This is a genomic window from Sphingosinicella sp. LHD-64 (assembly GCF_031157375.1).
Taxonomy (GTDB): domain Bacteria; phylum Pseudomonadota; class Alphaproteobacteria; order Sphingomonadales; family Sphingomonadaceae; genus Allosphingosinicella.
Genome location: NZ_JAVIFV010000001.1, coordinates 1,136,386 through 1,149,230 on the forward strand (window position 1 = coordinate 1,136,386; position 12,845 = coordinate 1,149,230).

Sequence of the window (12,845 nt, forward strand, 5' to 3'; positions counted from 1 at the left end):
CGAGGCAATGGTCTCCAGCGCAGCCGCCATAAACCGCCTGCTGGAGAAGCTTGAGCGGCTTCGCCGATTGGATCGCCGGCGCGACTATTTCGGCGCGGGCGGGCGAGCGGGACATGGGTACGAGATTGTTCCGGTCGATCCGGGCGCGGTGACTGCACGGGAGGCGGCGCTCGGCTACAGCTTCCCCGCTGAATATCGCGACTGGCTGTTGCAGGTCGGATGTGGCGCCGGCCCGGGCTACGGCCTGATGCCGCTCGACGATGCCGGCCCGGTTGATTGGCATGACGCGAATCCGCGCGCGCATGGTGGTGATGTCGCCCGCGTCGAGGACATCACTCTGGCCCATGTGGCCGCAATTCACCCGAAGCGCAGCGACGTACCCGACTATCAGTACGCATCCTATGCTCATATCTCGGCTGACAGTGTCGACCACTTCCTCGCCGTCTCGGATGTCGGCTGTGGCGGCTATGCCGGCATGATTGTTGCCGGTCCGCTACGCGGCAAGGTGTTCACGACAAGCTGCGAGGTTGCTGAACCCCGCACGGCGCTGTGCGCGCTGTGGCCAGAAGGCGTATACGTCCGGACATCCAATCGTCGCGAGGTGATAATTGAACCGGGCAACCTGTTTGGATTCTTCGATTGGTATGAGGACTGGCTCGATCGCGGAATAAAGGACTATTCTGGAGGCCGCGGGCTGCCCTTCATTGGCACCGTCCTCGCGCGTGCTCGAGCGAAGGTTCAGAAAGACGGCTGAGCGGAACGAGGGCTGCTTCCGCCCGGGCACGCCCCGTCCCGCCGGCCGCTGACACTGCCATGCCAGCGCCCCCGAGGTCTGAGAATCGCGAACGGCTGAGGCGGGGCCGGTCAGGCCGCCCAACCCTCGTCCTGCTCGGTGCGTGCCACGCGCGCGAGACGGGTCAGCCGATCGGCGAGGAAGTCCATCACCACCCGGACACGCGGCGTGTGACGCAGCCGCTCCGTGGTCAGCAGCCACAGCTCCGCCGGATCGCCGGCGATCGGCTCCAGGCAGCGGACCAGTTCGGGGTCGCGGTCGGCAAGGAAGCTCGGCAGCACCGCGAGGCCCGCGCCGGCGCGCACCGCGGCGAGCAGGCCGGTGCCGGAGCTGTGCTGGATCGTCACCGCCTCCTCGAGCCGGTGCCGCCGCAGCCAGGCGCGGTACATCGGCCAGATCTTCTCGCCGCCGCCGCCGATGATCGGATGCTGGCGCAGGTCCGCCGCGCTGCGGGGGCGCGCATGGGCGGCGGCATAGTCGCGGCTGCAGTAGAGCGTCCACGGATCGGGCGCGATCCGCCGGCCGACCAGGCTCCTGTCCTCCGGCATGCCGTAGACGCCGCGCAGCGCCACGTCCGCCTCGCCGGCGCCGAGGTCGCGCGGCAGGTCCGCGGTGTCGAGCTGGACGCGCAGGCCCGGATGGGCGGCGTGCAGGTCGCGGAGGATCGGCGGCGCGATGGTGACCGCGTAGAGCTCCAGCATGGTGACGCAGACGCTGCCGCTCGCGTCGCGCGACTGGGCGCCGGCCGCCTCGGCGAAAGCGGCGGCGGCCGCCTCCATCGCCTCGGCCCGCGCGACCAGCGCCTCGCCGGCCGGAGTCGGCGCATAGCCGGCCTGCCGCCGCTCGAAGAGGATCAGGCCCAGCTTCTCCTCGAACGCAGCGATTCGCCGCGCCACCGTCGTCTGGCTGACCCTCAGCGCCCTGCCCGCGCCCAGCGTGCTGCCGGTCCGCGCTACGGCGAGGAAATATTTGAGATCGTCCCAGTCGAGCGATGCGGCGGCCATGGCCTTTCCCCTGCGCCGGGTGCTGCGCCCCGTCATTCTGCACTTTCGCAGAATGGTCGTGCAATATCGCTGATTGCGTTTCGATATGCAACTTATGTAGAAGGCAGGCAATGCCAGCGCTGGTTGATTCCCCGATACCGACCAACCCAAGGGAGACAGCCATGAAGACCCTCGCCTTTGCCGCCACGCTTGCGGCCGCCCTCTCCGCCGTCCCTGTCTTCGCGCAGGACGGCGCCGACCGCCGGATCGCGATCCAGCATGCCGATCTCGACCTCGCCGCCGCGGCGGGTCAGGCGGCGCTGGACCTGCGCCTCCTCCACGCCGCGCGCACCGCCTGCGGCACGCCGTCGCCGGCCAATGCCCGGGGCCGCGCCCGGAGCGACGCCTGCGTCGCGGACGTGACCGCTGCCGCCGCGCCGCAGCGGGCCGCGCTCATCGCGCTGGCCCAGCGCCAGGCCGCCCAGCCCGCCCTCGCCAGCCGGTGAGGGCGGAGCCCCGTCAGAGCAGTCCCAACTCGCGAAAGCTGCGGCAGTCCGCGCCGGCGAAGATCAGGTGATCGTGCAGCCGGATATCGAGCGCGCCGGCGGTCTCGGCCAGCCGGCGCGTCGCCCGGATGTCGGCGCGGCTCGGGCGCGGATCGCCGCTCGGATGGTTATGTGCGATCACCAGTCCGCGCGCGTCGAGCGCAAGAGCCGCCCCGATGATTGCGCGCATCGGAAACAGGACCGAATCCTCGTTGTCCACCGGCCCTTCATCGAGTCCGATCATCCGCCGCTCGACGTCCAGATGAAGCACGACGAGCTTCTCTCCGCCGGCGTCGACGAAGAGCGGCCGAAGCAACTCGGCCGCTATGCGGGCATTGTCGACGATCACGCCTGCTCACTGCCATCGCAGGCACTCGGTGCAGCAAGCAACTACATCGGCTTCGGTTGATTCGAGGTCCATTTCGGAGGAAACCGGGTGGCGTCCGACGGCTTAACAAGCCATAAACTTGGCGCAATGCAGCCCTATCTCAACCTGCTCCAGCTGATCCTCGACGAGGGCGTCGCACAGGAGGACCGCACCGGCGTCGGCACCCGCTCGGTCTTCGGTCACCAGATGCGCTTCGACCTTGCGAAGGGTTTCCCCTTGCTCACCACCAAGAAGCTGCACCTGCGCTCGATCATCATCGAGCTGCTCTGGTTCCTGAAGGGCGACACCAATGTGCGCTGGCTGCAGGAGCAGAAGGTCAGCATCTGGGACGAATGGGCGTCCGAAGACGGCGATCTCGGCCCGGTCTATGGCAAGCAGTGGCGCCATTGGGAGACACCGGACGGGCGCGAGATCGACCAGATCGCCGGCCTGATCGACCTCATCAGGCGCGACCCCGGCTCGCGCCGCCAGATTGTCACGGCCTGGAACCCGGCCGACCTGCACAGGATGGCGCTGTCGCCCTGCCACTGCCTGTTCCAGACCCAGGTCGCGGGCGGCAAGCTCCACCTGCAGCTCTACCAGCGCAGCGCCGACGTGTTCCTGGGTGTCCCCTTCAACATCGCGAGCTACGCGCTCCTCACCCACATGCTTGCCCAGCAATGCGGGCTGGAGCCCGGCACGTTCGTCTGGACCGGCGGCGACTGCCACCTTTATTCCAACCATCTCGACCAGGCCCGCGAGCAGCTGACCCGCGCCCCGCGCCCGCTGCCGAAGCTCACCATCCTGCGTCGCCCCGGCGCGATCGACGAATATCGCTACGAGGATTTCGAGATCACCGGCTACGACCCGCATCCGCACATCAAGGCCGAGGTGGCGGTTTGACGCGAGGCGTCACCCCGGCGAAGGCCGGGGTCTCGTCGAGACCCACCGCGCCCTTCCGACCCGAGATCCCGGCCTTCGCCGGGACGACGAGAGACAGATGTTGAGCCGGCCCGAAATCACCCTGGTCGTCGCGCGGGCGGACAACGGGGTGATCGGCAAGGACGGGGCGCTTCCCTGGCACCTTCCGGCCGACCTCAGGCATTTCAAGCAGGTCACCATGGGCACGCCGATGGTCATGGGCCGCAAGACGTTCGAGAGCCTGCCCGGCCTGCTGCCCGGCCGGCGCCATATCGTGCTGACCCGCGATCCCGTCTGGCAGGCGGACGCCGCCGAGGTGGCGCGAACGCCGGAGGAGGCGATGGCCCTCGCCAACGCGGAGCAGGTGTCGATCATCGGCGGCGCGGAGATTTTCGCGCTGTTCGAGCCGCTCGCTGATGCGGTCGAGCTGACCGAAGTGCATCTCGATGCGGAGGGCGACACGGTGATGCCGCCGTTCGGCCCACACTGGCGCGAAGTGTCGCGCGAGGACCATCCGGCCGCCGACGGGCGCCCCGCCTACAGCTTCGTCCGGCTCGAACGCGCATAGCTAGGCAGGGCGTCCGGCGCTTCCTATAGAGACGCCATGGAGCGTCTGGACGGGGGCTCGGCGGTTCCGGCCCATCTGCGCGGCGGCATCGTCGCGCTCGGCAATTTCGACGGGTTTCACAAGGGCCACCAGGCGGTGGTGGGCCGCGCCGTCAGCCGCGCCCGCGCCGAGGGGCGGCCGGCTTTGGTCGCCACCTTCGATCCGCATCCGGTGCGCTTCTTCAAGCCGGACGTGCCGCCCTTTCGCCTCACCACGCTCGACCAGCGCGAGCGGCTGTTCGCCGGAGCGGGGGCGGATGCGATGCTGGTGTTCCATTTCGACGCGACCCTCGCCGCGGTGCCCGCGCCCGAATTCGTCGCCGACCATCTGATCGGCCGGATCGGCGCGGCCGGCGTCGTCACCGGCGAGGACTTCACCTTCGGCAAGGGCCGCGGCGGCAATGTCGAGGTGCTGAAATTGCTCGGCCAGGCCAACCGCATTTCGGTCGACGCCGTCGCGCCGGTCGCGGACGGCGGGGAGCCGGTCTCCTCCAGCCGCATCCGCGAGGCGCTGCAGGCCGGCGACTGTGCCACAGCGACCGCCCTCCTCACCCGGCCCTTCGCAATCGAGGGCGTGGTCGAGCATGGCGACAAGCGCGGACGCGAGCTCGGCTATCCCACCGCGAACCTGGGCCTCGGCCAGTATCTTCGCCCGCGCTTCGGCGTCTATGCGGTGCGGGGGACGCTGCCGGACGGGCGCGTGCTCGACGGGGTCGCCAATCTCGGTACCCGGCCGATGTTCGACGCGAAGGAGCTGCTTGAGCCTTTCTTCTTCGACTTCTCCGGCGACCTCTATGGCCAGCGGATCGAGGTCCGGCTCATCGCCTTCCTGCGCGACGAGGCAAGCTTCGACGGGCTGGACGCGCTGACCGCGCAGATCGCCCGCGATGTTCTCGCCGCGAAGGCCGCGCTTGCCGCCGCCGGCCCCCTCGCCTAAGTCGCCCCGCAATGTCCGAAAAACCCGATTACAGAGACACCGTCTTCCTGCCGAAGACGGACTTCCCGATGAAGGCCGGCCTCGCGCAGAAGGAGCCGGCCATCCTTGCGCGCTGGACGCAGGAGCAGCTCTACGAGCGGCTCCGCGACGCGCGGAAGGACCGCAAGCGCTTCATCCTCCACGACGGCCCGCCCTACGCCAATGGCGACATCCATATGGGCCATGCGATGAACAAGATCCTGAAGGACATCATCGTCCGTTCGGCGACGCTCCGCGGCTTCGATGCGCCCTACATCCCGGGCTGGGACTGCCACGGCCTGCCGATCGAATGGAAGGTCGAGGAGGAGTATCGCAAGAAGAAGCTCGACAAGGACGAGGTGCCGGTCGCCCGGTTCCGCGCCGAATGCCGCGCCTATGCCGACAAATGGGTCGGCGTGCAGATGGAGCAGTTCCAGCGCCTCGGCGTGATGGGCGAGTGGGACGATCCCTATCTCACCATGAAGTACGAGGCCGAGGCGACGATCGCCGGCGAATTGCTCAAGTTCGCCGAGAGCGGCCAGCTCTACCGCGGCGCCAAGCCGGTGATGTGGTCCCCGGTCGAGAAGACCGCCCTGGCCGACGCCGAGGTGGAATATGAGGACATCACGTCGACCCAGATCGACGTGGCGTTCGAGATCGTCGAGAGCCCGATCCCGGAGCTGGTCGGCGCCCATGCGGTGGTGTGGACGACAACGCCGTGGACGATCCCGGTCAACCAGGCGATCGCCTATGGGCCTGAGGTTGAGTACGAAGTGCTCCACGTTCGTGAGAAAGACCTGCCGCCGGACGGCAGCAGATCGTGGATGGCAGGGAAGCGCTACTTGGTCGCAACTGACCTAGTGGGGGCATTTCATAAACGCTCCGGGATCGTCTTGGCGGACGATTGGGACGATGAGTACACCGGCTTCAAAGGCTCCGACCTCGCCGGAACCGTCGCCCGCCACCCCATGCACCATCTCGGCGGGTTCTTCGCGAAGGCCCGCCCGTTCCTGCCGGGCGAGTTCGTCACCACCGATGCGGGCACGGGCCTCGTCCATATGTCGCCGGACCATGGCGAGGACGATTTCGAGCTGTGCAAGGCGCACGGCATCGATCCCGTCTTCGCGGTCGAGGGCGATGGCAAGTATCGCGCCGACTGGCTCTGGCTGGGCGGCCAGGGCAGCGTCATCAACACCAAGTTCAACGCGCCCGACGGCCCGATCTGCACGGACCTGCGCGAGGTCGGCGGCCTGCTCGCCGCCAGCGCGGACTTCCGGCACAGCTATCCGCACAGCTGGCGCTCCAAGGCGAAGGTCATCTTCCGCTGCACGCCGCAATGGTTCATTCCGATGGACAAGCCTGCTCCCTCTCCCCTGCGGGGAGAGGGATGGGGTGAGGGGGAGCGAGCCGCAGGCGAGCGTCCGGCGTCCGAGCTCAATCTCGATCCGCAGAACCCCCTCACCCAACCCCCTCCCCCCGGGGGAGAGGGCTTTACGCTGCGGAAAACCGCCCTCAAGGCGATCGACGACACGCGCTGGGTGCCGGAGAAATCGAGGAACCGCATCCGGTCCATGGTCGAGGGGCGCCCGGACTGGGTGATCAGCCGCCAGCGCGCCTGGGGCGTGCCGATCGCGCTCTATCTCCACAAGCAGACCGGCGCGTACCTCAGGGACGCGGACGTCAACGCCCGCATCGTCGCGGCCTTCCGCGAGGGCGGCGCCGACGCCTGGTTCCAGGCGGACCATCAGGCATTGCTCGGCAACGGCTACAAGCTCGACGAGTACGAGCCGCAGAACGACATCCTCGACGTCTGGTTCGATAGCGGCTCGACCCACGCTTATGTGATCGAGGCGCGTTACGGCACGGGCGCGCGCGCCGACCTCTATCTCGAAGGCTCCGACCAGCATCGCGGCTGGTTCCAGTCCTCGCTGCTGGAGTCGAGCGGCACGCGCGGCGTCGCGCCCTATCACGGCGTGCTCACCCACGGGTTCGCACTGGACGGCCAAGGCCGCAAGATGTCCAAGTCGGTCGGCAACGTGGTCGATCCGCTCGCGATCATCCGCGACAACGGCGCCGACATATTGCGCCTGTGGGTCGCCTCGACCGACTATTTCGAGGACGTGCGGATCGGCAAGGAGGTGCTCGCCGGCACGTCCGACGCCTACCGCAAGCTCCGCAACACGTTCCGCTACCTGCTCGGCGCGCTCGACGGGTACACGGACGCCGAAGCCGTGCCGGTCGCGGAGATGCCGGAGCTGGAGCGCTGGGTGCTGCACCGCCTCACCATGCTCGACGCGGAGCTGAAGGAGGCGGCCGAGGGCTACGAGTTCAACCGCTACACGCGGGCGCTCCAGGCCTTCGCCAATGACGACTTGTCGGCCTTCTTCTTCGATATCCGCAAGGACAGCCTCTACTGCGACGTCGGCCCGAAGCTGCCCGAGGGCACGCTGAAGCGCCGCGCCTACCGCACCGTGCTCCACCATGTGTTCGAGGCGCTGGTCCGCTGGGTGAACCCGATCCTCTGCTTCACCGCCGAGGAGGTCTGGCAGGCCCGCTATCCCGCCGGCGGATCGGTCCATATGCTCGATTGGCCGGAGGTGGATGCCGGCTGGCGGGACGAGGCGCTGGCCGCGAAATGGGACCGGATCCGGTCGAGCCGCGTGCGTGTCACTGAAGCGATCGAGCCGCTGCGCCGCGAAAAGGTGATCGGCTCCAGCCTGGAGGCGCAGGTGTCCTATCCCGGTTTGGAACGGGACGTCCCCGATGCCGACCTTGCCGAACTCACCGAAATCTACATTGTGTCGGAGGTGACGAATGGCTCCGGAGACACGATCGCGGTGACGCCGACCGAGAACAACAAATGCGGCCGGTGCTGGCGCTATCTGCCGGAGGTCGAGGAAGACGGCGATCTCTGCAAAAGGTGCGACGAGGTGGTGAATGGCTGAAGTCGAAACCACGCCGGAGGCCGTGGAGGCCGCGCCCCCGACGCCGCCAGTGGCCACGCCGGACGACTGGAAGCTGAAGCGCAACCGCTCGGTCGCCTTCGTCATCGCCTTCCTGATCTTCGTCTTCGACCAGGCGACGAAATGGGTCGTCACCTATCCGCTGAACCTCGAGAACCAGCCGGGGCAGACGATCTCGATCACCTCCTTCTTCGACCTGCACTGGGTCGAGAATACCGGCGTGTCGCTCGGCCTGCTCTCCGCAGGGAGCGAGGGCGGGCGCTGGCTGCTGGTCGCGATGACCGCGGGAATCGCCCTGTTCGTCGCGATCTGGCTGTGGCGGGAGCGGCGGCGCGACGATTCGATCGCGCTGGCGATGATTCTGGGCGGCGCGCTCGGCAATATCCTCGATCGGGTCCGCTTCGGCTATGTGGTCGACTTCGCAGACCTTCACTTCGGCGAATGGCGGCCCTTTTTGGTCTTCAATGTCGCCGACGCCGCGATTACCATCGGCGTGCTGTTGCTGCTTGTCCGCGCGCTCCTGATGCGCGATGGCAAGGACAAGAAGAAGGAAGCCTAATCCATGCGTCTGTCCCCCCTCGTCCTGACGGCAAGCGCCGCCGCCCTCCTCGCCGGCTGCGCCAGCGGCGGCGGTCCGTTCAACCGCAACCGCCCCGACGAGTTCGCCGTCGCCCGCAACCCGCAGCTCGTCGTGCCGCCGGAATTTTCGCTGACTCCGCCGCGCCCGGGCGAGGCCGATGTCGGCGCCGATCCGCGCGCCGCGGCGCTCCAGGCCCTGTTCGGCGGCCCGCAGCCGCGCAGCGCGGTCGAGAGCAACCTGCTCCAGCAGGCCGGATCGGAGCGCGCGGCCTTGGGCGCCCGCTCGGTCGCCGGCGACCCGCAGACGGCGGTGGTCAACCGCGGCCAGCTCGTCCAGACCATGCTTCAGCTGCCGCAGGGCGACGGCCAGGAAGCCTCGGTCCAGACCCCGCAATAGCGCCCGGCTGGCTTCAAGCCGTCACCCCGGCGAAGCATGTCCTGAGCGACGCCGCAGGCGGCGTCGAAGGGGCCGGGGTCCAGATTGGGACTGGATACCGGCCTTCGCCGGTATGACGGACTGGGTTGGCTACTGGATAGCTAGAGCATGATCAGCTTAGCCTGAAACATCTCGTCATTGCGAGGAGCGAAGCGACGAAGCAATCCAGCCTGACTCAAAGGCCGCACTGGATTGCTTCGCTGCGCTCGCAATGACGATGCAGCTTAAGATGATCGCGCTCTAGAACCGCACCGTCAGCGACGCGGCGAGCCCGGCATCGGCGCCGGGCGCGGCCAGATCGGTGTCGATGTAGCGCAGACCCAAGTAGGTCGCCGGAATCCCTTCGATCTGGACGTGGTAATCGGCGCCCAGCGACCAGATCCAGTAGCTGCCATAGGCGCCCCAGTCCTGATGCCCCGCCTGCGCGGTGAAGCTCCACGGCCGGAACGGCACCGCGACCTCCACCTGTCCGAACAGGTAGAGCATGTCCTCGTCGCCGGTCGCCCGTTGCGCCGGGGCGTAGCGGGCGCCGGCGCTCAGCGTCACCGGGCCGATCAGATAGCCGAGCGAGGCATAGGGCTCGACATAGTCGGTGGCGCCCTCGCCGCCCGCGAAGACATAATAGGTGAGGCCCGCGTCGAGATCGAAGCCGCCGCCGAGATTGGTCCGCCAGCCGGCATAGAGATCGAATTCGGCGTCACCGAGGTCGCCGAAACCGGGATCGCGGGCGCGGAAGGACTCGGTGCCCTTGAGCGTCGTCGCCCGCAGGCCGGCATAGACTCCGCTGCCGTGCGAGAGGGTGAGTGCCGCCTGCCCCGCCGGATCCTCGTCGGAGCGCGAGACGCCGCGGAAGCGATAGTCGGTGAGAAACACCGCCTCCGCCGACAGATCGACGCTGGCCGGTTCCTGGGCGATGGCGGGCACGGCAATGCAGAGCAGGGTGAGAGCAGCGATGGTCCTGAACATCACCAGGGGCGTGCCCGAGCACGGCGGCGGGCGCAACCGCCGTTAGAGATCGTTTGGAAATGCGCTGGCGTGAGTCGACTGGTGGTGGTTTCGAGAACCGGCGCGCAGCGGACATGAATGTCCGTGAACACCGGAAGCGCAGAAACCGCCGCCAGACGGCCGCGCCAGTAGCATTCACGAACGATCTCTTAGCGTTTCCTTAGCGCTGCCCGGTTAGCCTCGCGCGCCATGACGCATCAGGCGCCCCCCTCCCCCGCCCCGTTCGGCGCCGATCCGGGCCGGCAGGCCGCGCAATTGTGCGAAGTGCTGCGGCTGGTCGAGCGAATCGCCGGACGGACGAGCGCACGCGGAGATGCGGCGCTCGACGAGGCCGCCCGCCTCAGCATCGCCTATGACTGCGCTGCGCCGATCGCCCAGCGCCGGTTCGACGCCCGCGCGGCTGAGGCAGCGGCGTGGGCCGCGGCGGGGGTCGAGGCCTTGCTGGCCGCCGGAGAGGCGACACCGCCGCGCGCCGCCGCGGAGCGGCTCGCCATTTCGATCGAGGCCGCACTGGCCGACCTGTCGGAACTGCTCTGCTAGGATCGCCCCCGATACTAAAGAAATTTGTCATTGCGAGCGAAGCGAAGCAATCCAGCGCAGCCGTCGAGTCAGACTGGATTGCTTCGTCGCTATGCTCCTCGCAATGACGATCTTGATTTGACGCAAAAACCTAGTCGTAGCGAGCCAAGCCGGCCGCCAGGTCGACAATCAGATCGTCCGGGTGCTCCAGCCCGATGTGGAGCCGCACGATCGGGCCGGCCCAGTCGCGGGTGCTGGCGGTGCGGGTCGGGGCGGCCGGGCAAACGAGGCTTTCGAAGCCGCCCCAGCTGTAGCCGATGCCGAACAGTTCGAGAGAGTCGATCAGGCGGGCAGCTGCCGCGTCGTCACCGCCGTCCAGCACGAACGCGAACAGCCCGGTCGCGCCCTTGAAGTCGCGTGTCCAATGTTCGTGGCCGGGGCAATCCGGCAGCGCCGGATGCAGCACCTGAGCGACCTGCGGCTGGTCCTTCAGCCAGCGCGCGACCTTGAGGCCGTTCTCCTCGTGCCGCCGCAGGCGCACGTCGAGGGTGCGCAGGCCCCTCAGCGCCAGCCAGGCATCGTCCGGGCTCGCCGTCTGGCCGAGCACCTTGCTCGCCTGCTGCAGCCGCTGGGCAAAGGGTTCAGTGCAGGTGACGGAACCCAGCATCAGGTCGGCATGGCCACCGATATATTTGGTGCAGGCGAGGATCGAGAGGTCCACCCCGGCGGGAATCGCGGGAAAGAAGAGCGGTGTCGCCCAGGTGTTGTCGATCAGGGTGGCCAGGCCGCGTTCCTTCGCCACCGCGCAGATCGCGGGCACGTCCTGCACCTCGAAAGTGAGCGAGCCGGGGCTTTCGAGGAAGATCGCCTTGGTCTTGTCGCCGATCAGGCTCGCGATGTCGGCGCCAATCAGTGGATCGTAATAGCGGGTCGTGACGCCGAAACGCTTGAGCAGGGTGTTGCAGAGCGCGCGGGTCGGCCCGTAGGTGCTGTCGACCATCAGCAGCTCGTCGCCCGCCTCCAGCACCGCGAGCAGGGCGGCGGCGACCGCGCCCGAGCCGGACGGATAGAGGTGCGTCGCCGCGGCGCCGGGCTCCAGTTCGGTCAGCGCCTCGCGCAGCGCCCAGCTCGTCGGCGTGCCGCTGCGGCCATATTGGAGCGTGCCCATGCGCGGCGGCTCGGCGGCTTGCATGTCCGCGACGCTGTCGAACAGGATCGTGGAGGCACGCCAGACCGGCGGATTGACGATGCCGCCCCCGTTTTCGAGATGGGTCCATTCCCGGCGGCGCCCGGCCTCGATCAGCCGCGTCTCGGGCTTGTGCTCGCTCATGCCGCTCCCTTCGCCTTGGGGGTTTCGGGATCGGCACCCCATTCGGACCAGCTCCCGTCATACAGGCGCACGTCCGTTTTGCCGAGCAGTCGCGCGCCGAACAGCAGCACCGCCGCCGTCACGCCCGACCCGCAGGTGGTGATGAGCGGCCGATCCAGATCCACACCTGCGCCTTCGAACACGGCGCGCAGATCGTCGCCGCGCTTCATCCTGTTGTCAGGGTTGAAGAGCTGGCCCTGCGGCAGGTTGCGCGAGCCGGGGATATGGCCGGAGGCGAGACCGGCGCGGGGCTCGGCCTCCTCGCCGGCGAAGCGCGCCGCCGAGCGCGCGTCGAGGATCTGGTGACGGGGATCGCCGACGAGGCTGGCGACGAGCGCCTTGTTTGCCACCGCCGCTTCGTCGCGCACCGGCGTGAAGTGCCCGCGGGCGGGCTCAGGCACGCCGCTCTCGACCGGGCGACCTTCCGCCGTCCATTTCTGGAAGCCGCCATCGAGCACTGCGACATGGCGCGCGCCGAAGGTCTTCAGCATCCACCAGGCGCGAAAGGCGCTGTGCAGCGGCGAATTGTCGTAGACGACGATCCGGCTCGAATCGCCGATCCCGAGCGCGCGGACGCGGCTCGCGAACAGATGCTCGCCCGGCAGCATGTGCGGCAGCGGGCTCTCCGGATCGGAAATCGCGTCGATGTCGAAACGGGCGGCGCCGGGAATGTGCGCGGCCGCATATTCGGCGCGGACATCGCGGCCCGAGGCGGGCAGGAAGCCGGTCGCGTCGAGCACGCGCAGATCCGGCGCGCCGAGTTCGGCCGCAAGCCAGTCGGTGGAAACGAGGAGGTCCATGACG

At 68.3% G+C, this 12,845-nt stretch carries 15 protein-coding genes; 10 read left to right on the forward strand and 5 right to left on the reverse strand.

Annotated elements, in window-relative coordinates; all coding sequences use genetic code 11:
* Window positions 1-7: 7 nt before the first annotated feature.
* The gene (locus RCO27_RS05510) at window positions 8-754 is read left to right on the forward strand and encodes an SMI1/KNR4 family protein (protein ID WP_309001631.1); all 747 of its coding nucleotides are present in this window, start codon (window positions 8-10) and stop codon (window positions 752-754) included.
* A gap of 110 nt (window positions 755-864) precedes the next feature.
* Here RCO27_RS05510 and RCO27_RS05515 read toward each other — a convergent pair whose 3' ends face one another.
* Window positions 865-1,797: a LysR family transcriptional regulator gene (locus RCO27_RS05515; RefSeq protein WP_309001632.1), complete on the reverse strand. Its 933-nt coding sequence runs from the start codon at window positions 1,795-1,797 to the stop codon at window positions 865-867.
* 161 nt (window positions 1,798-1,958) lie between these two features.
* Here RCO27_RS05515 and RCO27_RS05520 point away from each other — a divergent pair, with 161 nt between their 5' ends.
* Entirely contained in the window at window positions 1,959-2,282 is a 324-nt protein-coding gene (locus RCO27_RS05520; protein WP_309001633.1) for a UrcA family protein, read from the forward strand.
* 13 nt (window positions 2,283-2,295) lie between these two features.
* Here RCO27_RS05520 and RCO27_RS05525 read toward each other — a convergent pair whose 3' ends face one another.
* Window positions 2,296-2,637 carry a JAB domain-containing protein gene (locus tag RCO27_RS05525; RefSeq protein ID WP_309001917.1) on the reverse strand — a complete coding sequence of 114 codons (342 nt, stop codon included), beginning with the start codon at window positions 2,635-2,637 and terminating at the stop codon, window positions 2,296-2,298.
* Here RCO27_RS05525 and RCO27_RS05530 point away from each other — a divergent pair.
* The 7 genes from RCO27_RS05530 to RCO27_RS05560 all read left to right on the forward strand — a co-directional run bounded on the left by RCO27_RS05530 (window position 2,584) and on the right by RCO27_RS05560 (window position 9,109).
* Window positions 2,584-2,730, forward strand: coding sequence for a hypothetical protein (locus RCO27_RS05530; RefSeq protein WP_309001928.1), 147 nt, complete (start codon window positions 2,584-2,586; stop codon window positions 2,728-2,730). The genes RCO27_RS05525 and RCO27_RS05530 overlap by 54 nt on opposite strands.
* Window positions 2,731-2,796: 66 nt before the next feature.
* Window positions 2,797-3,591: a thymidylate synthase gene (locus RCO27_RS05535; RefSeq protein ID WP_309001634.1), complete on the forward strand. Its 795-nt coding sequence runs from the start codon at window positions 2,797-2,799 to the stop codon at window positions 3,589-3,591.
* A gap of 97 nt (window positions 3,592-3,688) precedes the next feature.
* Window positions 3,689-4,177 carry a dihydrofolate reductase gene (locus tag RCO27_RS05540; protein ID WP_309001635.1) on the forward strand — a complete coding sequence of 163 codons (489 nt, stop codon included), beginning with the start codon at window positions 3,689-3,691 and terminating at the stop codon, window positions 4,175-4,177.
* Window positions 4,178-4,213: 36 nt separating this feature from the next.
* Window positions 4,214-5,152: a bifunctional riboflavin kinase/FAD synthetase gene (locus RCO27_RS05545; RefSeq protein ID WP_309001636.1), complete on the forward strand. Its 939-nt coding sequence runs from the start codon at window positions 4,214-4,216 to the stop codon at window positions 5,150-5,152.
* A gap of 11 nt (window positions 5,153-5,163) precedes the next feature.
* The gene (gene ileS / locus RCO27_RS05550) at window positions 5,164-8,115 is read left to right on the forward strand and encodes an isoleucine--tRNA ligase (RefSeq protein WP_309001637.1); all 2,952 of its coding nucleotides are present in this window, start codon (window positions 5,164-5,166) and stop codon (window positions 8,113-8,115) included.
* On the forward strand, window positions 8,108-8,692 hold the full coding sequence (lspA, locus tag RCO27_RS05555; RefSeq protein WP_309001638.1) for a signal peptidase II: 585 nt from the start codon (window positions 8,108-8,110) through the stop codon (window positions 8,690-8,692). The genes ileS and lspA overlap by 8 nt, the downstream gene beginning before the upstream one ends.
* Before the next feature lie 3 nt (window positions 8,693-8,695).
* Complete coding sequence (locus RCO27_RS05560) at window positions 8,696-9,109, forward strand: DUF3035 domain-containing protein (protein WP_309001639.1); 414 nt, start codon at window positions 8,696-8,698, stop codon at window positions 9,107-9,109.
* 279 nt (window positions 9,110-9,388) lie between these two features.
* Here RCO27_RS05560 and RCO27_RS05565 read toward each other — a convergent pair whose 3' ends face one another.
* Complete coding sequence (locus RCO27_RS05565) at window positions 9,389-10,114, reverse strand: TorF family putative porin (RefSeq protein WP_309001640.1); 726 nt, start codon at window positions 10,112-10,114, stop codon at window positions 9,389-9,391.
* Between the two features lie 228 nt (window positions 10,115-10,342).
* On the opposite strand from RCO27_RS05565, the gene RCO27_RS05570 reads away from it, so the two are divergent.
* Entirely contained in the window at window positions 10,343-10,693 is a 351-nt protein-coding gene (locus tag RCO27_RS05570) for a hypothetical protein (RefSeq protein ID WP_309001641.1), read from the forward strand.
* 130 nt (window positions 10,694-10,823) lie between these two features.
* Here RCO27_RS05570 and metC read toward each other — a convergent pair whose 3' ends face one another.
* Window positions 10,824-12,002: a cystathionine beta-lyase gene (metC, locus tag RCO27_RS05575; RefSeq protein WP_309001642.1), complete on the reverse strand. Its 1,179-nt coding sequence runs from the start codon at window positions 12,000-12,002 to the stop codon at window positions 10,824-10,826.
* A complete protein-coding gene (gene sseA / locus RCO27_RS05580; protein ID WP_309001643.1) occupies window positions 11,999-12,841 on the reverse strand; it encodes a 3-mercaptopyruvate sulfurtransferase in 843 nt (280 codons plus the stop codon). Before sseA ends, metC begins: the two co-directional genes overlap by 4 nt.
* Window positions 12,842-12,845: the final 4 nt, after the last annotated feature.

Coding starts and splice junctions, on each gene's coding strand:
- RCO27_RS05510 (WP_309001631.1), top strand. CDS start 8: ATGGTCTCCAGCGCAGCCGCCATAAACCGCCTGCTGGAGAAGCTTGAG.
- RCO27_RS05515 (WP_309001632.1), bottom strand. CDS start 1,797: ATGGCCGCCGCATCGCTCGACTGGGACGATCTCAAATATTTCCTCGCC.
- RCO27_RS05520 (WP_309001633.1), top strand. CDS start 1,959: ATGAAGACCCTCGCCTTTGCCGCCACGCTTGCGGCCGCCCTCTCCGCC.
- RCO27_RS05530 (WP_309001928.1), top strand. CDS start 2,584: ATGAAGCACGACGAGCTTCTCTCCGCCGGCGTCGACGAAGAGCGGCCG.
- RCO27_RS05535 (WP_309001634.1), top strand. CDS start 2,797: ATGCAGCCCTATCTCAACCTGCTCCAGCTGATCCTCGACGAGGGCGTC.
- RCO27_RS05540 (WP_309001635.1), top strand. CDS start 3,689: ATGTTGAGCCGGCCCGAAATCACCCTGGTCGTCGCGCGGGCGGACAAC.
- RCO27_RS05545 (WP_309001636.1), top strand. CDS start 4,214: ATGGAGCGTCTGGACGGGGGCTCGGCGGTTCCGGCCCATCTGCGCGGC.
- ileS (WP_309001637.1), top strand. CDS start 5,164: ATGTCCGAAAAACCCGATTACAGAGACACCGTCTTCCTGCCGAAGACG.
- lspA (WP_309001638.1), top strand. CDS start 8,108: ATGGCTGAAGTCGAAACCACGCCGGAGGCCGTGGAGGCCGCGCCCCCG.
- RCO27_RS05560 (WP_309001639.1), top strand. CDS start 8,696: ATGCGTCTGTCCCCCCTCGTCCTGACGGCAAGCGCCGCCGCCCTCCTC.
- RCO27_RS05565 (WP_309001640.1), bottom strand. CDS start 10,114: ATGTTCAGGACCATCGCTGCTCTCACCCTGCTCTGCATTGCCGTGCCC.
- RCO27_RS05570 (WP_309001641.1), top strand. CDS start 10,343: ATGACGCATCAGGCGCCCCCCTCCCCCGCCCCGTTCGGCGCCGATCCG.
- metC (WP_309001642.1), bottom strand. CDS start 12,002: ATGAGCGAGCACAAGCCCGAGACGCGGCTGATCGAGGCCGGGCGCCGC.
- sseA (WP_309001643.1), bottom strand. CDS start 12,841: ATGGACCTCCTCGTTTCCACCGACTGGCTTGCGGCCGAACTCGGCGCG.